This is a genomic window from Microbacterium sp. NRRL B-14842 (assembly GCF_050470785.1).
Genome location: NZ_JBFLUM010000001.1, coordinates 1,677,801 through 1,695,793 on the forward strand (window position 1 = coordinate 1,677,801; position 17,993 = coordinate 1,695,793).

Here is a 17,993-nt window from a genome sequence, read left to right on the forward strand (position 1 = left end):
AGGCACCCGGTAGCGTAGAACCATGCGGTTCGCTCACCTGCGCCGTCCAGACTCCTCCCGTGCGGTTCTCGCCGTGGTGGAGGGCTCGGACGCCATCCTCGTCTCCGATCTCCTGTCCGACGCGCCTGCCACCCTGCAGCAGCTGATCGAGCGAGGGGACGCCGGACTCGACGAGCTCCGCGCCGCCCTCCGCGACGGCACGGCCCCGCGCCACCCGCTGACCGACTGGGGTTTCGCCTCCGCGGTCATCGCGCCGCCGGCGGTGCTCGCCGTCGGGCTCAACTATGCCGCCCACTCCAGCGAGCTCGGCCTCAAGACCGACGCCGCGCCGACCGTGTTCACCCTGTGGCCCAACTCGCTCACCGGTCACGATCAGACCACCTCCTGGCCGCGGAGCCTCAGCGAGGCCGTCGACTACGAGGCCGAGCTGGGCGTGCTCATCGGCACCCCCGCGAAGGACGTCCCGGAGGCGGACGCCCTCGCGCACGTCTGGGGTTACACCGTGGTCAACGACATCACCGCCCGGAACATCCAGTTCTCCGAGGCGCAGTGGTCCCGTTGCAAGTCGTTCGACGGCTTCACCCCCACCGGCCCGTTCGCGGTGACCGCCGACGAGATCGCCGACCCGCAGGACCTCCACATCTGGACCGTCGTCGACGGGCACACCGTGCAGGACGCCAGCACCGACCAGATGGTGCGTTCGGTGGCGAAGCTCATCGCGCACCTCTCCCAGTCGCTCACGCTGCTGCCCGGCACCCTGATCTCGACGGGCAGCCCGGGTGGCGCCGGCTACTCCCGCGACCCGCAGATCTTCCTCCGCGACCGCTCGACCGTCACGGTCGGCATCGACGGGATCGGCGAGCTCACGACGCACTGCCGCATCCTCGACTGACTCGGACGCGACGAAGGGGACGGGAGCTCGAGCTCCCGTCCCCTTCCCGTATCGGGTCGACGCTCAGATCTGGATGAGGTCGTCCGGGGTGACGATCGGGATGGCCGCGGTGACCGCCTCCAGGCCCGACAGGCGGGCAGGAGAGAGCTGCTTGGTCACCTCGTCGCGGGACATGAGCCCGGCCTCGACCACCAGGTCGGCGACGTTGCGGTTGGTCAGCAGAGCCGTCTTGGCCAGAGCCGCGGCCGCCGCGTAGCCGATGAAGGGCGTGAGCGCCGTGATGACGCCGACCGACGCGCCGACCATCGCGCCCAGACGGTCGCGGTTGGCGGTGATGCCCTCGACGCAGTTCACGCGCAGCGTCCACATGGCCTGACGCATCCAGGTGATCGACTGGAAGATCGAGTGCGCGATGACGGGCTCGAAGGCGTTGAGCTGGAGCTGACCGCCCTCGACGGCCATGGTCACCGTCATGTCGGCGCCGACGACCGCGAAGGCCACCTGGTTCACGACCTCCGGAATCACCGGGTTGACCTTGCCGGGCATGATGCTGGAACCGGCCTGCCGTGCGGGCAGGTTGATCTCGCCGAGGCCCGCCTGCGGACCGGACGACAGCAGCCGCAGGTCGTTGCAGATCTTCGAGAGCTTGATGGCGTTGCGCTTGAGCGACGACGAGAACGACATGAAGGCGCCCGTGTCGCTCGTGGACTCGACGAGGTCGGTGGCCGTCTCGAGGTCGAGCCCCGTGATCTCGCGCAGGTGCTTCAGCACGGCCGGCGCGTAGTCGGGGTGGGTGGTGATGCCGGTGCCGATGGCGGTCGCGCCCATGTTGATCTCGAACATGAGCGAGGCATTCTCGGTGAGGCGGCTGTGATCCTCGCCCAGGGTCGTGGCGAAGCCATGGAACTCCTGGCCGAGCGTCATGGGCACCGCGTCCTGGAGCTGGGTCCGGCCGACCTTGAGGATGTCGTGGAACTCCCCCGCCTTGCCGAGGAACGCCACGCGCAGGGCGTCCAGTTCGTCGAGCAGCGAGCGCAGCGTCAGCGACAGGCCGATCTTGACCGCCGTCGGGTAGACGTCGTTGGTCGACTGGCTGCGGTTCGTGTGGTCGATCGGAGAGAGGAAGGCGTAGTCGCCCTTCTCGCGTCCGGCCATCTCGAGCGCGATGTTGGTGATGACCTCGTTCGCGTTCATGTTCGTCGAGGTGCCGGCACCACCCTGGATGACGCCGACGGTGAACTGATCGTGGAACTCGCCGTCGATGACGCGCTGCGCCGCGCGGTCGATGAGGTCGGCGCGCTCGGCGTCGAGGACCCCGATCTCCTTGTTGGCCCTCGCGCTGGCCTGCTTCACCATCGCGAGCGCGATCACCAGTTCGGGGTACACCGAGATGGGGCGCTTCGTGATCGGGAAGTTCGCGTCGGCGCGGGCGGTGTGGATCCCCCAGTACGCCTCGGCGGGAATCTCCATGCTCCCCAGCGAATCGGTCTCGGTACGGGTATTGGCGGGCGCGGCAGAAGCCATGTCACATCCTCGTGGGTCGTGGCGAACGGAAAGGTCGGGGGATGCGTCCAGTCTACGCCGGTCCCCGCGGGGGTTTTCTGGAGAACGCCTCCAGGCGCCCTTCCGGCGTCAGCGCCGCCATGCGGGCGACCCACTCCTCGGAGAAGTAGTCGCCGGTCGGCGCATCGACCACCGGGACGACGGTGTGCGTGATGGTCTCCGGCCGCACGTGCACGAGCTGGAACGCCTGGGCGGCGTCCATGCCGTTCACCTCAGACGCGGGGCGCGCGACGTTCATCGTGTAGCAGGTGGCGGACGCCACGCTCACCGGGACGCCGGCGAACAGCCCGTGCGAGGAGTAGTGCAGGTGACCGGCGAGGATGCCGCGGACGTCGGTGCCCCGGATGACGGCGGCCAGCTCGTCCTGATGCCGCAGCTCGAGGATGTCGAACAGCGGCAGATGGCTGGGCAGCGGCGGGTGGTGCATCGCCAGGAGCGTGCCGTGCGGCGCCGGCTCGGCGAGGACCTCGGCGAGCCACGCGAGCTGCGCCGGGTCGAGGTCGCCGTGATGCCACCCGGGAACGCTCGTGTCGAGGGCCACCAGACGCAGCCCGTCGAGATCCCACACCCCGGTGACCGGCTCTTCCGTGGGCTCGGCATCGAGGAGGACCTCGCGCAGCACCGGGCGCTCGTCATGGTTGCCCGCGACCCAGACCACGGGAGCGCCGAGTTCGGCGGCGACCGGCTCGATCGCCGCACGCAGCCGGCGGTACGCATCCGGCTCGCCGAGGTCTGCGAGGTCCCCGGTGACGACGATCGCGGCGGGAGCGGGATGCACGGCGCGGATCGCCTCGAGCGTCCGCGCGAACGTGCGCTCGACGTCGTACCGTCCCCCCAGCGCCGCACCTCCGGCGAGGAAGTGCGGATCGCTCACATGGATCAGGACGTGGGAGGCGGGGGCGTACCGACCGAAGACCGGTGGTGTTCCCTTCGCTGCGGACATGTCCTCAGCCTACGGCCGGTCACCGACGCACCCGGCGCACCGCGGACTCAGTGGCCGATGACGATCAGGAGGATGCCGGCGATGACCGCGGCGGCGCAGAGCACGAAGCAGCCGTAGGCGCCCACGAGCGCGAGGGTCTTCTGTCCTTCGGTGAGCGGACTCTTCTTCGCTGCCTTCGCCGCCTGCTTGGCGGCCCGCTTGAGCTCCTTCTCCGAGATCACCGTGATGGCGTCGGTGAACTCCGCGGGGCTCACGACGGGCGCCCGCCCGCTGCGCACGAGCAGACGCAGGCCCAGGGCGTAGAAGGTGACGATGGCGGCGGCGCCGATGAGCGCGGCGGCGAACACCTGCAGGAAGGCGATCCAGTCGATCGTGACGTTCATGCCGAGTCCCCGTTCTGCGACGCGTCGGACGACGAGGCGCTGCCGGTCTTCGCGGCCTTCGCGTCCGCCTTGGCCTTGGCCTTCTTCTTCGCCTTGTCCTTCGCCTCGGCCTTCGCCTTCTCCTTGGCCTCGGCACGGGCCTTCGCCTCCGCCTTCGCCTGGGCGATGCGCTGCTGGCGACGCGTGGGCGGCGGGGTGTCGGGAACCTCGACGGCAAGGTGGGATTCTGCGACGTCGCTCATGGCGTTGGCCGGCGTGACGGCGTTGCGCCGAGAGCGCATGTACAGCCCGAGGATGATCGCCACCGCGAGGACGGCGTCGATGGCCACGCCCCACGGGCCGAGCCACACGACGAGCAGTGCCGCCAGGGCGCCGACGCCTCCGGCCGCGGGCAGCGTCAGCAGCCAGCCGACGCCGATGCGTCCTGCCGTCCGCCAGCGGACCGTCGACCCGCGACGACCGAGGCCGGATCCGATGACCGAGCCCGAGGCCACCTGGGTGGTGGAGAGCGCGAATCCGAGGGCGCTGGAGGCGAGGATCGTCGCGGCCGTCGAGCTCTCCGCCGCGAAGCCCTGAGCCGGCTTGACGTCGGTCAGGCCCTTGCCCAGCGTGCGGATGATGCGCCAGCCGCCGAGGTACGTGCCGAGGGCGATAGTGAACGCACAGGCGATGATGACCCAGAGCTCGGGCTCGTGGTGCGCACCGGACTGCCAGCCGACGGTGATCATGGCGAGCGTGATGACGCCCATCGTCTTCTGCGCGTCGTTGGTGCCGTGTGCGAGGGCGACGAGGGAGGACGTGAAGATCTGACCCCAGCGGAATCCGTCCCGTCCGTCCGGCTTGCCGTCGTAGCGACGCGTGACCGAGTAGGCGATCTTCGTCGCGACGTACGCGATGATGCCGGCCGTGATGGGGGCGATGAGGGCGGGGAGGACGATCTTCGACAGCACGGCGCCGAAGTCGATGCCGCCGAGACCGGCGCCGACGAGCGTCGCGCCGATCAGCCCGCCGAAGAGCGCGTGGGACGAGCTCGACGGCAGGCCGAGCAGCCACGTCAGCATGTTCCAGGTGATGGCGCCGATGAGTCCGGCGAAGATCAACGAGAGGAACAGCTCCGCTCCCGCGGCGATGATCGCATCCTCCTGGATGATGCCGCCGGAGATGGTCTTGGACACCTCGGTCGACAGGAAGGCGCCGACGAGGTTGAGGAGAGCGGCCAGGAGGACCGCTGTCTTGGGCTTGAGCGCTCCGGTCGCGATGGGCGTGGCCATCGCGTTCGCGGTGTCGTGAAACCCGTTCGTGAAATCGAAGAAGAGTGCCAGCGCGATGACGAGCACGACGATGAGGGCTGCGGTTTCCACCGTTCGCTTTCGGTCTTGAGGAAGAGGGAGATGTCGACGGGATCGACGTGACGAACGAAGAGTTCACCGTGGGTTTGACTTCCGTTTACCGGCCCCGGTAAATCCTGCCACCGTCCCCCGTGCCGGTCAACTCGACCTGGGATAGCGTGGGACGGTGACTGACGCCCCGATCGCCGCCCGCCGTTCCACCCTCCGCACGCATCACGGCGACACGGTCGACGACCCGTACGAGTGGCTGCGCGCCAAGGACTCCCCCGAGGTCATCGCACACCTGGAGGCGGAGAACGCGCACACCGAGGCCGAGACCGCGCACCTCGCCGCGCTCCGCGAGACGCTGTTCCAGGAGATCAAGGGACGGGTTCAGGAGACCGACCTCTCGGTGCCGACACGGCGTGGAGACTGGTGGTACTACAGCCGCACCGAGGAAGGCGCGCAGTACGGCATCCACTGTCGCGCCGCCGCCGTCGAAGGCGATTGGACGCCGCCGCGTCTCGAGCCGGGGGTGCCCGTGCCCGGCGAGGTGGTGCTGCTGGACGGCAACGTCGAGGCCGAAGGGCACGAGTTCTTCTCGCTCGGCGCGTTCGACACCTCCGATGATGCGACGAAGCTGCTGTGGTCGACGGACTTCGAGGGCGACGAGCTCTACACGGTCCGCGTGCGGGACCTGCAGACGGGCGTCACGCTGGACGACGAGATCCCGAACACCGGCGGCGCGTTCTTCACCCCGGACGGCACCGGCATCCTCTACACGACCCGCGACGATGCGTGGCGCCCCGACACCCTGTGGCTGCACCGGCTCGGGACCCCGGTGTCGGACGACATCACGCTCTTCCACGAGCCCGACGAGAAGTTCTGGCTCGGCGCCGGGATCACGCGGAGCCGGCGCTACCTCGTGATCGGTGTGGGCTCCAGCATCACGAGCGAGGAGTACCTCGTCGACCTCGCCGGCGACATCACGGCGGAGCCGCGCACGGTGTGGCCGCGGCGCGAAGGCGTGGAGTACTCGCTCGAGCACGCGGTGGTGGACGGTGAGGACCGGCTCCTCATCCTGCACAACGACGACGCCCTGGACTTCGAACTCGTCTCCGTAGCGGCGGACGACCCGCAGGGCGAGCGCCGCGTCGTCGTCGCCCATCAGCCAGGACGGCGACTGCTCGGAGTGGACGCCTTCCGCGACTTCGCCACGGTGGAGTATCGCAGCGAGGGCCTCGAGCGCGTGGGCCTCCTGGACTACGCGACCGACACGGTGGAGGAGCTGCGGTTCGACGAGCCCCTCTACTCCGCGGGGGTCAGCGGCAACCCGGAGTGGCACTCCCCCTTCCTGCGACTCGGGTACACGTCGTTCGTCACGCCGGGCACGGTGTACGAGCTCGACCTCGCGACGCGGGAACTCGTGTTGCGCAAGCAGGTGACGGTGCTCGGCGGCTACGACCCCGCCGACTACGGACAGCGTCGGGAGTGGGCCACCGCGGAGGACGGCACCCGCGTGCCGATCTCCCTCGTGTGGAAGCGCTCCTTCGGCGAGCCCGGTGCGACCACGCGTCCCGTCCACCTCTACGGCTACGGCTCGTACGAGCACTCCATCGACCCGGGCTTCTCGGTCGCACGGCTCTCGGAGCTGGACCGCGGAGTCGTCTTCGCCGTGGCGCATGTGCGCGGAGGCGGCGAGATGGGTCGGCAGTGGTACGAAGACGGCAAGCTCCTGCACAAGCGGAACACCTTCACGGACTTCGTCGCCTGCGCCCGGCACCTCGTCGACGAGGGGACGACCACCCCGGCCCAGCTCGTCGCGGAGGGCGGCAGTGCCGGGGGTCTGCTGATGGGCGCGGTCGCCAACCTCGCCCCGGAGCTCTTCGCCGGCATCCTCGCGGGTGTGCCGTTCGTCGACGCGCTGACGACGATCCTCGACCCGTCGCTCCCCCTCACCGTGATCGAGTGGGACGAATGGGGCGACCCGCTGCACGACCCCGAGGTCTACGCGTACATGAAGTCGTACACGCCGTACGAGAACGTGCGCGACGGCGTGGAGTATCCGCGGATCCTCGCGGTGACCTCGCTGAACGACACCCGGGTGCTCTACGTCGAGCCGGCGAAGTGGGTCGCCCGGCTGCGGGAGGCCGGCGCGAAGGACGTGCTGCTGAAGTGCGAGATGGTCGCGGGGCACGGGGGCGTGAGCGGACGGTACAACTCCTGGCGCGAGCGGGCGTTCGAGATCGCCTGGCTTCTGGACACCCTCCACCTCGCCTGACCCGCGACATCAGGCGCTCGCGCGGCATCAGGCGCCTGCGCGCTGACCTGGCCTGAACTCGCGCGCGCGCCTGTGCTCACGGGGCGCGACGCCGGCACAGGCATCGGCGCGGAGTCAGGCACGCGCGGGGCGTCAGGCGCCCATGCCTGTCCTAGCCTGAACTCGCGTGATGGCCTGTGCTCACGACCGAGCACTGCTCCTGCACAGGCAGAGAGTTCCGGGAAGCGCCTCCCCATCCGCGGTGGCGTGGTGAAGCGCGGCAGCGGGAGCCCGCAGGGTGGAGGGGTGACACGCACACGGGTGGAGAGCTGGGTCCGGGAGCAGGGAGGATCCGCGCATTCGTCGCGCGTGCGCGAGGCGGGCTTCACCGAGTACCAGATGCGTCGGGCGGTGCGGGAAGGGACGCTCGAGCGCGTGCGCCGGTCGTGGCTGCTCGTCCCTGAGGTCGATCCACGGCGCAGGGCCGCAGCATCCGTGGGCGGGAGGGTCACCTGCGTGAGCGCGGCGGCCCTCGCCGGATGGTGGGATGTCGGGGCCGCGGAGGTGCACGTCGCCCTCCCCCGCACCGCCTCTCGATTCGATCGCGTCGGCGTCCAGGTGCACTGCGCACAGGGGCCCGTTCCGGTGCATCCGCGGGCGGCGGTCGATCCTGTCCTAGGCGTCCTGTTCCAGGTCGCGCGATGCCGGCCGTTGATCGAGGCCCGCGCGATCTGGGAGTCCGCCGTCCGCCACGGGGCCGTGGAACTGGACACCCTCGCACGCGTCCGGTGGCGGTGCGATGCCGCGAACCGCCTCGCTCGAACCGTCCGCGGCCGGTCGGACTCCGGTCCCGAGACGGTCTTCGTCGAACGGATGCGCGCGGTCGGCATCGACGTGCGACAGCAGGTGTGGGTCGACGGCCATCCGCTCGACGGTGTCATCGGCGAACGGCTCGCCATCCAGATCGACGGCTTCCGCCACCACAGCGCCGCGGGCGACCGGCGACGCGACCTCGCTGCCGACGCAAGGCTCGCACTCCGCGGCTACACCGTCCTCCGCTTCGACTATCACCAGGTCATGGTCGATGACCGTCATGTCGAGGACACCGTCCTGGCCGCGCTCGCGCAGGGGCTCCATCGCGCAGACCATCGAGCGACGGGTCGCGGATAGCGGACCGAACACAAGCACAGGCCCTCACGGGAGTTCAGGCGAGAAAAACAGCAAGATGCCTGAAGCCGCGCGAGAGCCTGACACGGCGTGAGGCCGTGAGAACAGGCGGCCACGCGGACACAGGCTCTCACGCAAGTTCAGGCGAGAAAGACAGCAAGAGGCCTGAAGCGGCGCGAGAGCCTGAAGCCGGGCGGAGGTCAGCCGAAGAGGGCGGCGGCCTCGTCGTAGCGGTAGCGCGGCACCGTGTTCAGCTCGCCGAGAGCATCGGCGAACGGGACGCGGACGATGTCGGTGCCCTGCATCGCGACCATCTGCCCCCAGGCGCCGTCAACGATGGCGTCTGCGGCGTGCAGGCCGAGGCGGGTCGCGAGGACGCGGTCGAACGCCGACGGCGAGCCGCCGCGCTGGATGTGGCCGAGGATCGTGGCGCGGGTCTCGATGCCCGTGATCCGCTCGATCTCGGGGGCGAGCAGGTCGCCGATGCCGCCCAGCCGCGGTCGGTTGAACGCGTCCAGGCCCTTGTCGCTGTAGGCCTCGTCCATGCCGGCGAGCTTGAAGCCCTCGGAGACGACGACGAGCGGTGCACGACCGCGATCGTGGGCGCTCGTGACGAGAGCGGTGATCTCGTCCAGCGACATCGGCACCTCGGGGATGCAGATGACGTGGGCCCCGGCGGCCATCCCGGCATGCAGCGCGATCCAGCCGACGTGACGACCCATGACCTCGGCGACCATGCAGCGCTGGTGGGAGTCACCCGTGGTGCGGAGCCGGTCCATGGCGTCCGTGGCGATGTTCACGGCGGTGTCGAAGCCGAAGGAGTAATCCGTGGCCCGGAGGTCGTTGTCGATCGTCTTCGGAACGCCGAGCACCTTGATGCCGTCCTTGGCGAGACGGTCCGCCGCCGCGAGGGTGCCTTCGCCGCCGATCGCGACGATGCCGTCGATCTTGTGGCCGTAGAGCGTCTTCGCGATGTTCTCCGCACCGCCGCGCTCCCCCTCGTACGGGTTGGTGCGGCTGGTGCCGAGGATCGTGCCACCCACCTTGGACAGGCCCTTCACCTCGTGCCGGGTCAGGGGCATGAAGTCGCCCTCGACGACGCCGCGCCATCCGTCGCGGATGCCGACGAACTCGAGGTCGTAGGTCGTGGTGCCCTTGAGCACGATGCCGCGGATGACCGCGTTGAGTCCGGGGCAGTCGCCGCCGCTCGTCAGGATGCCGATTTTCATGCTGCTGCCTTCGGAGGTCGAGGGATGGGGGTGAGGCGACAGTGCCTGCGATCGACACTAGCGCGCCGCCCCCTCGCGTGGCCATTCGAGCGCGTCGAAAACCCGCGATCTTGACGGCCGCAGCGACCGATGCCGACGAAGTTCGCGCCGCGACAGGAACTTCCGCCTGCAGCAGCGTTAAGAACTCTTGTTCTTGACGCTCGCTCAGCGGCCGCCGAGAGCCTCGCGCAGAAGATGCATCAGCGCGGCCAGCTGCACCGACTCGCTGGCGGTCTCCTCCGTCGCCTCGCCGTCCAGCGCGCGGGCCGCGAGCCCCTGCTTCTGGTCGATGAGCTCCGCGATCTTCGTGTCGATCGTGTGGGCGGCGATGATCCGCCACGCCGTGACGGGCTCGTCCTGTCCGATGCGGTGCACGCGGTCGATGGCCTGCGTCTGCTCGGCCGCGGTCCACGACAGCTCCGCGAGCACGACGTTCGACGCCGCCTGCAGGTTGAGGCCGACGCCGGCCGCCGTGAGCGAGCACACCGCGATGCCGACCTCGGGGTCGCCGTTGAAGTCGTCGATGGCCTGCTGCCGTGCTGTGTTCGTCTGGTCACCGCGGATGGACACCGCGCGGATGCCGGCAGAAGCGAAGTGCGCCTCCGCCTGGTCCATGACGTCGATGTGCTTCGCGAAGAACACGACCTTGCCGACCGAACGCTGCAGCTGCGCGGCGTAGTCCGCCGCGAGGAGAGCCTTCGCCTGACCGATGCGGCGCACCATCGTGAAGACGTTGTCTCCCCCGGTGCCGGCAGCCTTCGACTCCTCGAGCTCGTTCTGCGCGACGAGACGGACGATGTCGTCGTCGATCTCGCCCGGGGCGAGGCCGCGGTCGCCGCGTGCCTCGATGATGCGACGGTAACGGGCGGCCAGCCGCTCCCCCAGCTCGCGCTCGGCCTGGCGGATGCTGCGGCCGAACTCGTCGTCGAGCTGCACGGGCAGATCGGCGATCAGCTTGTCGGGCAGATCGGCGGCGACGTCCTTCTTCTTCCGTCGCACGATGCCCATCGAGATCACCGCGTCGCGGGCCTCCGGGTAGAAGGCCTTGTCGGCAGGCGTCAGTCCCGTCGCGTCGAGCTTCTCCATGAGCTCCGGTCCGGGCTTCTCGCCGTTCGTCCAGCCGAGGAAACGCCAGATGGCGTCGAAGTCCTCGACGTCGTTGATGAGCGGGGTACCGGTGAGCGCGAGCATGAGCGGATCGTGCCCCGGCGTGCGCTCGCGCACCTGCGCGGCGAGCGAGAGCACGTTCTGCGAGCGCTGGGAGGAGAGGTTCTTGATGAAGTGGGCCTCGTCGACGACCATGCCGCGCAGGCCGATCGACGCCAGCCACGACATGTGACGGTCGAGGATCTCGTAGTTCACGATGAACACGTCGGCGAAGGCGTCGATGTCATCGCCGTCGCCCTGGATGACCGTGGCACGACGCTGCGGCGTCCACCGCTCGACCTCGCGCGCCCAGTTCATCTTCACGACGTTGGGCACGACGACGAGCAGCGGATAGGCGCCGGCGACGGAGGCCGCGAGCACCGACTGCGCCGTCTTGCCGAGGCCCGGCTCGTCGGCGAGCAGGAAGCTGCGGTGCCCGGCACGGACGGCCTCGAGGAAGCGCGACTGGTGCACCATGATCTCGCGGCCCTTGGGCGAGAGGTGATCGAACTCGGGGGCCGGGGGAAGCTCCATCGACGCCGCGGCACCGCCCGCACCCGTCTCGAATGCCTTGTACAGCGGCCCCATGAGCTCCCAGCCGTCGAGACGGCGGCGCGGCGTGCTGGCCGGACGCGGCGTCAGGTCGGGCGCCAGGAACGGGTTGGCGAGCTGGCGGGCCTCGACCGACGGCGGGGTGACCTGACGCTCCGCGATGGCCGCGGGCACCACCGACACCTGTACGGGCGCGGGGTCGGCGATGATGAGCTCCTCGGGGGGAAGCTCGGCACCGGACTCGAGCAGCCAGTCGCGACGCATCCGCTTGGCGACCGGCGAGGTGGCCTGGTCGGCCTCGAGCAGCTGGATGAGCGAGGTGTCCCGAGCGGCCGTCTTCGCGAGGATCGTCGCGACGCCGTCGAGCCGCTTGAGCAGCTCGGCGCGGGCCGCATCGGTGATCTCGGTGTCGGCCTTGACCCTGGCGCGCTCCTCGCGCACCAGGAACGCGATCACCTGGAACTTCGTGCGGTTCGTGGGGCCCAGCTTGCCGCGCTGGGACTTCGCCTCGATCTCGCGCACCTTGCGCGCGAGGATCGGGATGAGGGGTGCCTCGTCATCGCGACGGGACGTCTTCTTGCGCCGCGGGGCGGCGGTTGCCGTGGTCGGCATGCTCCTCCTGAGCCTGAAGGGCTCCGGCTCCCTCAGGGAGCCGTGAGCCGTTCTCGTCGTCCGCGTGTGGCGTGAGCCAGGACCGTGCGGACTGTGGATCGGTGTTCCCGCCGGAGCACGCGATACGTGCGGGACCGGTGGGAGCCTGATGCCATTCTATGCCATCCCGGCCCCGGGCCGCGGAAGCAGGGTGCCGCCGTGTTACACGGGTTCGTCGAGGATGGCCGCGGCCTGCGCGACGTCGGCGGCCATCTGCGTCATCAGCTTCTCGATGCCCTCGAACGCGACCATGCCGCGCAGCCGCTCGACGAACTCGACCGTCACGTCATGACCGTAGAGGTCGAGACCGGTCTCCCCCAGCACATGGGCCTCGACCTGACGCACGAGCACGTCGTCGAAGGTGGGGTTCGTTCCCACCGAGATCGCCGACGGATGCCGGATCCCCGTGTCGTGGTCGACGAGCCATCCGGCGTAGACGCCGTCGGCGGGCACGAACGAATCGACGATCGTGGAGAGGTTCGCGGTCGGGAAGCCGAGCTCGCGTCCGCGCTTCAGACCGTGGACCACGACGCCGCGCACGTCGGGATACCGTCCGAGCGCGCGAGTGGCCTCGGCGACATCCCCCGCCATCAACAGCTCGCGGATCCAGCTCGACGAGACCCGTCGGCTGGAACCCGGAAGGTAGACGTCGTCCACGACCTCGACCGAGAAGCCGTAGCGGGGGCCGAGTGCGCGCAGCAGCTCGGGCGTTCCTGCACCCCGGTGCCCGAAGCGGAAGTCGGCACCGACGAGCACGGTGGACACGTGCAGCGCGCCGACGAGGATGTCGACGACGAAGTCCTCGGCGCTGCGGGCGGCGAGCGTCTCGTCGAACGTGAGCACGAGCGTCGCGTCGAGTCCGAGCTCGCTGAGGAGTTCCAGCTTGCGGTCGACGGTCACGACGTTCTCGGGGCACCGGTCCGGACGGATCACGGCGAGCGGGTTGCGGTCGAACGTCACCGCGACGGCGCGGCTCCCCGAGGCCGCGGCGGCCTCCTCCAGACGGCGGATGACCGCCCGGTGCCCCTCGTGCACCCCGTCGAACTTCCCGATGGCGACGGCGCTGGGGCCGTAGCCGTCCGGCACCTCGTCCGGATTCCGGAACACGATCACGCGGCGACCTCGACCGGACGCGTGGCCTCGATGGGCCGGTGCGTGCGGAGCCACCAGATCCCGAAGATCGGGAGGACGAGAGGGATGAAGAGGTAGCCGCGCCCGAACAGCGACCACACGGTCTCGTGCTGGAAGAGTTCAGGGAGGACGAGGCTGAGGACGCCGACGACCAGGACACCGGTGAGCTCGAACACGATCGCGACCCAGGCGACGGTGTACCAGCCCCGACGCCGCGCGAAGACGAGCGCCAGCGTCGCCAGGACGTACACGACCGCGGCCAGGGCAGACAGCGTGTAGGCCAGCGGAGCCTCGTCGAATCGACGGACGATCTGCACGAAGCTGCGCCCGGTGGCCGCCAGCGCCATCACGGCGTAGACGATCACGAGGACACGACCGATGCCGGTCATCCGGGTGGAGGGGGCGGTGGAGCTCATAGCGCATTCCATCCTAGAGCCGGGTGAGCCGCCCGGCGTCCGCTCCCGGTCCGCGCTCAGGCGACCTGGATCGTCCAGATGACCTGCATGCGCCACAGCATGATCGCGATCGCGAGGGCGGCCACGCCGAGAACGACAGTGCTCCACCGGCTGCGCTCCATGAGGGCCCAGAGCACCGCACCGATCGGGAGCAGAGCCGCCGAGACGAGATACACCCAGAACTCCAGCAGGTCCCCGGTCGGCGGATTCCCCGCGAGGGGCGCGACGATGGCGACGACGACCTGCGCGAGCAGCAGCACCTCGACGAGCGCAAGTGCGCCTACCGAGAAGTCGCTGGGGCGCCGACCGGCGAACCCGGCCCCGAGGCAGAAGAGCCCGGCGGCGACGGCGACGACGATCTGCACGATCGTGAACCACAGGATCATCGGGAGACCTCCGGCATGTTCATGGCGCTCTTCACATCGGCGCCGCGCTTCTCGACGATCCCCACCAGCACGCCGTCGTCCTCGATGGCCGCGGCGAGCGGACCGTCCAGGCGCATCGCCTGCCCCGCCAGACGCTTGCCGTGGCGCAGATCGCGGGCCTCGTCCGCCGTGACGGGGAGGACGGGGAGGACGCGAGCGGCGGCCTCGCCGGGGGTGAGCACGGGAGCGGTGTCGAGCGCGTCGATCGACACCGCGTCGCGCACGTCGAACGGGCCGACGCGGGTGCGGCGGAGCGCCGTCAGGTGACCGCCGATGCCGAGGGCAGCGCCCAGGTCGCGGGCGAGCGAGCGGATGTAGGTGCCGGACGAGCAGTCCACGACGACATCGAGGTCGAGGGCGTGGTCGTCGCGGCGACGGGCGAGGACATCGAACCGGGAGACGACGACCTCCCGCGGCTCGAGGACGACCTCCTCCCCCGCACGGACCCGGTCGTACGCGCGACGACCGTCGACCTTGATCGCCGACACCGCGCTCGGGACCTGGGAGATCGCGCCCGTCAGCGCGGCCACCCCGGCATCGATCGCCGGGTCCTCGACCGCGACGAGGGCGGCGGGGTCCGCAGTGTGGAGGATCTCGCCCTCCGCGTCGTCCGTGGAGGTGACGGCACCGAGCCGGATGGTCGCCTCGTAGGTCTTGTCGGCGCCCACGATGTACGTGAGGAGGCGGGTCGCGCCCTCGATGCCGATGACGAGCAGCCCCGTGGCCATCGGGTCGAGAGTCCCGGCGTGGCCGACCTTGCGGGTCCCGAAGGCCCGGCGGGTGCGGGCGACCACGTCGTGACTGGTCAGCCCGCCGGGCTTGTCGACGAGGAGGATACCGGGGGTCGCCATCCCTCCAGCCTACCGAGGCCGAGAGCGGCGACCGCTCGCCTAGGCTGGAGGGATGGCCGCGCCCGCACCGTCCCCTGCGACGTTGACGCCCCTGCTCGGCTGGTACGCCGAGGCGGCGCGCGACCTCCCGTGGCGCCGGCCGGACTTCCATGCGACGTTCGGCGCCTGGGGCGTCCTGGTGAGTGAGTTCATGCTGCAGCAGACGCCCGTGACCCGGGTGATCCCGCATCTCGACGCGTGGCTGACACGGTGGCCCACGCCCCGCGCGATGGCGACAGCGTCCACGGCGGACGTCGTGCACCAGTGGGCGAACCTCGGCTATCCGCGGCGGGCCCTGTGGCTGCACCGGGCCGCCATCGAGGTGGTCGAACGGCACGGAGGCGTCGTGCCGCGCGACGTCGACGCCCTCCTCGCCCTCTCCGGCATCGGCGACTACACCGCCCGTGCCGTGGCCGTCTTCGCGTACGGCGACCGACATCCCGTCGTCGACACCAACACCCGCCGCGTCCTGGCACGGGCCGTCGAAGGACGGGCGCAGCCGGGAGCGCCGTCCCGCCGCGACCTCGCGCTCATGGCCTCCCTGCTTCCCGAGGACCCGGCCGAGGCGTCCGTCCTCAACGCCGCGGCGATGGAGCTCGGCGCGACGATCTGCACGTCCCGCGCGCCGCGGTGCGAACGCTGCCCGCTGGCTGACACCTGCGCGTGGCTCGCAGCCGGCCGACCCGATACCGGAGACGAGCGACGGCGACAGGCCACGTTCGAGGGGTCGGACCGGCAGGCCCGCGGCGCCGTGCTCCGCCTCCTGCGCGACGCGGCCCCCGAGCCGGTTCCCCTCGCGGCGGTCCTTCCGGAATGGCCCGACCTGCGTCAGCGGGATCGGGCGATCGATTCCCTGATCGCAGACGGACTCGCGGAAGCGGACGGGGAGGGCCTCTCGCTGCCGCGGTGAGCGCTGCTCAGAGGTACTGCTCGGTCCGGTGCGCCAACACAGTCAGCTCGACACGATTGCGCACGTGCAGCTTCGCGAACACGCGTCCGAGATGCACCTCGACCGTCCGGATCGACACCGACAGGCGCTCCGCGATCGCGCGGTTCCCCGTGCCTTCGACGGCGAGCATCGCGACCTCCAGCTCCCGCGACGTCAGCCGCTGCGCCCAGGCGCTCCGGCACACGGGGAGATACGCGCCGCCCGTGACGTGCGGGTCGCTCTCCAGCCGCTGCAGACGCCGACGGACGGCACGCCCCCACGCGCTCGCCCCGGCGGCCTCGAACAGTATCTCGGCCTGCGCGAGGTGACTGCGGGCCTCGATCGGATCCCCGTGCAGCCCGGACCTGACCCCCAACAGCGTCTCGACACGGCCGCGGGCGAAGGGCGACCGAAGCCGTCGTGCCGCCTCTCGCAGGGTCTCCTGCTCCGTGCGCCAGGCACCGTCGCCGGACGCCGCGACGGCGTGACGCAGGGCGTCGGCGAACTCCGTCTCCGGTGGGCGCACCGCCGGTGACGCCCGTCCGGCCTCGGGGACGAGCACGACCTCCTCCACCCCCGGCACCGCGAAGCGCGCCTGCGGCTCCCCGCGATCCCGCCACAGCCCGATCGCACCGGCGGCCGCCTCGAAGGAGCCGTTCAGGAACGCCTCGACAGCGCGGTCCACCAGTACGTCCATGTCTGCGGCCGGAGGGAGCACGGCGGTGAGAGCCCTGGCGATCGGGCTGAAAGCGCCGAGGACCGCGAGATCGAGCCGCCGCGCCAGCACCACGCCGAGTCCCGCGAACGGGATCGCAACGGGGAGCTCGACCGCTGCCCGCCGCAGCAGCAGCCTGGCGCGACCGATGTCTCCCCGCCAGACCAGAAGCAGCACCTCGGTGACGATCCGGTAGGCCCGGCCCAGTGGGCTGTGCTCGAAACCGGGGATCATCGGATCGCGCTCCCCCACCCCGGGGAGATCCGCGGTCTGCAGCAGCCGCAGGCCCTCGTCGATGTCGCCGCCGCACGCGGCGAACAGCGCCCCCGACACGGCGCCCAGCAGCCCGCCGGCTCCTGGCACGTCACCCGTGACGACCTCCCCGGCGAGGAGGCCGCACAGCGACTCGACCGCGTCCCGCAGGACGCCGTCCCCGCCGACGCGCGAGGCACCGTCACGGACATCGGCGAGCCAGCGGCGCCCCGCCCTGCGGTCACCGCGCTCCGCGCACAGGATCGCCAGGAGCGCCGCGGACCGCGCCCAGGAGTCGCCGTCCGCCGTACGCAGCGGAGCGAGCCGCTGCGGATCGACGGCCGGCACCGCTCCGTACCGGAACGTGCGGGCGACGAGGAACGGTCCGAGCGCTCGCCCCCGACGGTGCTCGGCGGCACCGCAGACGAGGCTTCCCAACCATTCTTCGGCATCCGCCGCATGACCGCATGCGAGCGCCGCGCACCCGGCGAGCACTCGCGCTTCCTCGCCGATGTCGCCGGCCGCGTGCTTCGCGGCCTCGGCGGCGAGCAGCAGCACGCGTTCCGTGCGTCCCTCTGCGGCCGCGGCGCGGGCACCCGCCGTCAACGCCGCCGCGGACAGACGATCGCGGGCGGCGCCTCCACGGGCGCGATGCCAGGCCGCAGCCACCCGATCTCGCCGCCGGACGGCGACCGCGGCGAGGCGCGCGTGAGTATGCGCGACCTCAGCCGCCGACGCGGTCGCGTGCACTCGCGTCTCCATCCGGGGATCGGCGAACCGGACGCGTCCCGCGTGGATCACCAGGTAAGGCGAGGCGCCGCTCGCCCGCACCTCCTCCACGCCGCGCCCGTCCACCGCGAGAACCGGATAGAGGTCATCCTCGAACGCCAACGCCACGGTGAGCAGCAGCAGCCGGTCCGGGGTCGACAGCATGCCGAGAGGGACGGCATCGGCGGCGGACGGCAGCGGCCACGGCAGCCGGCCGAGACCTCGCCGCTGCTCCGGTGTGAGGCGGGCCGCCACCGCCATGACGGCAGCCTGATC

15 protein-coding genes are annotated in these 17,993 nt (G+C 70.7%); 4 read left to right on the forward strand and 11 right to left on the reverse strand.

The window, feature by feature from the left end; genetic code table 11:
• Window positions 1-22 precede the first annotated feature (22 nt).
• Window positions 23-892 carry a fumarylacetoacetate hydrolase family protein gene (locus AB1285_RS08445; protein WP_315637021.1) on the forward strand — a complete coding sequence of 290 codons (870 nt, stop codon included), beginning with the start codon at window positions 23-25 and terminating at the stop codon, window positions 890-892.
• Between the two features lie 63 nt (window positions 893-955).
• Here AB1285_RS08445 and AB1285_RS08450 read toward each other — a convergent pair whose 3' ends face one another.
• Genes AB1285_RS08450 through AB1285_RS08465 form a run of 4 tightly spaced genes read right to left on the reverse strand, consistent with a single transcriptional unit; the run spans window position 956 to window position 5,142 of the window.
• Complete coding sequence (locus tag AB1285_RS08450) at window positions 956-2,416, reverse strand: aspartate ammonia-lyase (RefSeq protein ID WP_187663860.1); 1,461 nt, start codon at window positions 2,414-2,416, stop codon at window positions 956-958.
• Between the two features lie 52 nt (window positions 2,417-2,468).
• Window positions 2,469-3,398, reverse strand: a complete 930-nt coding sequence (locus AB1285_RS08455) for a phosphodiesterase (RefSeq protein ID WP_370428926.1) — start codon at window positions 3,396-3,398, stop codon at window positions 2,469-2,471.
• A 47-nt stretch (window positions 3,399-3,445) separates the two neighbouring features.
• Window positions 3,446-3,781: a peptidase gene (locus AB1285_RS08460; RefSeq protein ID WP_187663858.1), complete on the reverse strand. Its 336-nt coding sequence runs from the start codon at window positions 3,779-3,781 to the stop codon at window positions 3,446-3,448.
• Window positions 3,778-5,142 (reverse strand): inorganic phosphate transporter, encoded by a 1,365-nt coding sequence (locus AB1285_RS08465; protein WP_259953728.1) that lies wholly within the window; start codon window positions 5,140-5,142, stop codon window positions 3,778-3,780. Before AB1285_RS08465 ends, AB1285_RS08460 begins: the two co-directional genes overlap by 4 nt.
• Window positions 5,143-5,296: 154 nt before the next feature.
• Here AB1285_RS08465 and AB1285_RS08470 point away from each other — a divergent pair, with 154 nt between their 5' ends.
• Together AB1285_RS08470 and AB1285_RS08475 are read left to right on the forward strand one after the other, a co-directional pair.
• The gene (locus tag AB1285_RS08470) at window positions 5,297-7,390 is read left to right on the forward strand and encodes a S9 family peptidase (RefSeq protein ID WP_259953726.1); all 2,094 of its coding nucleotides are present in this window, start codon (window positions 5,297-5,299) and stop codon (window positions 7,388-7,390) included.
• A gap of 285 nt (window positions 7,391-7,675) precedes the next feature.
• Entirely contained in the window at window positions 7,676-8,539 is an 864-nt protein-coding gene (locus AB1285_RS08475) for a DUF559 domain-containing protein (RefSeq protein WP_187663855.1), read from the forward strand.
• A gap of 197 nt (window positions 8,540-8,736) precedes the next feature.
• Here AB1285_RS08475 and AB1285_RS08480 read toward each other — a convergent pair whose 3' ends face one another.
• The 6 genes from AB1285_RS08480 to truB all read right to left on the reverse strand — a co-directional run bounded on the left by AB1285_RS08480 (window position 8,737) and on the right by truB (window position 15,015).
• Window positions 8,737-9,765: a 6-phosphofructokinase gene (locus tag AB1285_RS08480; RefSeq protein ID WP_187663854.1), complete on the reverse strand. Its 1,029-nt coding sequence runs from the start codon at window positions 9,763-9,765 to the stop codon at window positions 8,737-8,739.
• Window positions 9,766-9,969: 204 nt separating this feature from the next.
• Complete coding sequence (locus AB1285_RS08485; protein WP_187663853.1) at window positions 9,970-12,114, reverse strand: DEAD/DEAH box helicase; 2,145 nt, start codon at window positions 12,112-12,114, stop codon at window positions 9,970-9,972.
• Between the two features lie 201 nt (window positions 12,115-12,315).
• Entirely contained in the window at window positions 12,316-13,266 is a 951-nt protein-coding gene (locus AB1285_RS08490; RefSeq protein WP_370428927.1) for a bifunctional riboflavin kinase/FAD synthetase, read from the reverse strand.
• Window positions 13,263-13,700, reverse strand: a complete 438-nt coding sequence (locus tag AB1285_RS08495) for a hypothetical protein (RefSeq protein WP_370428928.1) — start codon at window positions 13,698-13,700, stop codon at window positions 13,263-13,265. Before AB1285_RS08495 ends, AB1285_RS08490 begins: the two co-directional genes overlap by 4 nt.
• Window positions 13,701-13,756: 56 nt before the next feature.
• Window positions 13,757-14,125: a hypothetical protein gene (locus AB1285_RS08500; RefSeq protein WP_268776455.1), complete on the reverse strand. Its 369-nt coding sequence runs from the start codon at window positions 14,123-14,125 to the stop codon at window positions 13,757-13,759.
• Window positions 14,122-15,015, reverse strand: coding sequence for a tRNA pseudouridine(55) synthase TruB (truB, locus tag AB1285_RS08505; protein WP_268776456.1), 894 nt, complete (start codon window positions 15,013-15,015; stop codon window positions 14,122-14,124). Before truB ends, AB1285_RS08500 begins: the two co-directional genes overlap by 4 nt.
• Before the next feature lie 52 nt (window positions 15,016-15,067).
• On the opposite strand from truB, the gene AB1285_RS08510 reads away from it, so the two are divergent.
• Window positions 15,068-15,964, forward strand: a complete 897-nt coding sequence (locus AB1285_RS08510; protein ID WP_370428929.1) for an A/G-specific adenine glycosylase — start codon at window positions 15,068-15,070, stop codon at window positions 15,962-15,964.
• Window positions 15,965-15,971: 7 nt separating this feature from the next.
• On the opposite strand, the gene AB1285_RS08515 is transcribed toward AB1285_RS08510, so the two are convergent.
• Complete coding sequence (locus tag AB1285_RS08515) at window positions 15,972-17,978, reverse strand: LuxR C-terminal-related transcriptional regulator (RefSeq protein ID WP_370428930.1); 2,007 nt, start codon at window positions 17,976-17,978, stop codon at window positions 15,972-15,974.
• Window positions 17,979-17,993: the final 15 nt, after the last annotated feature.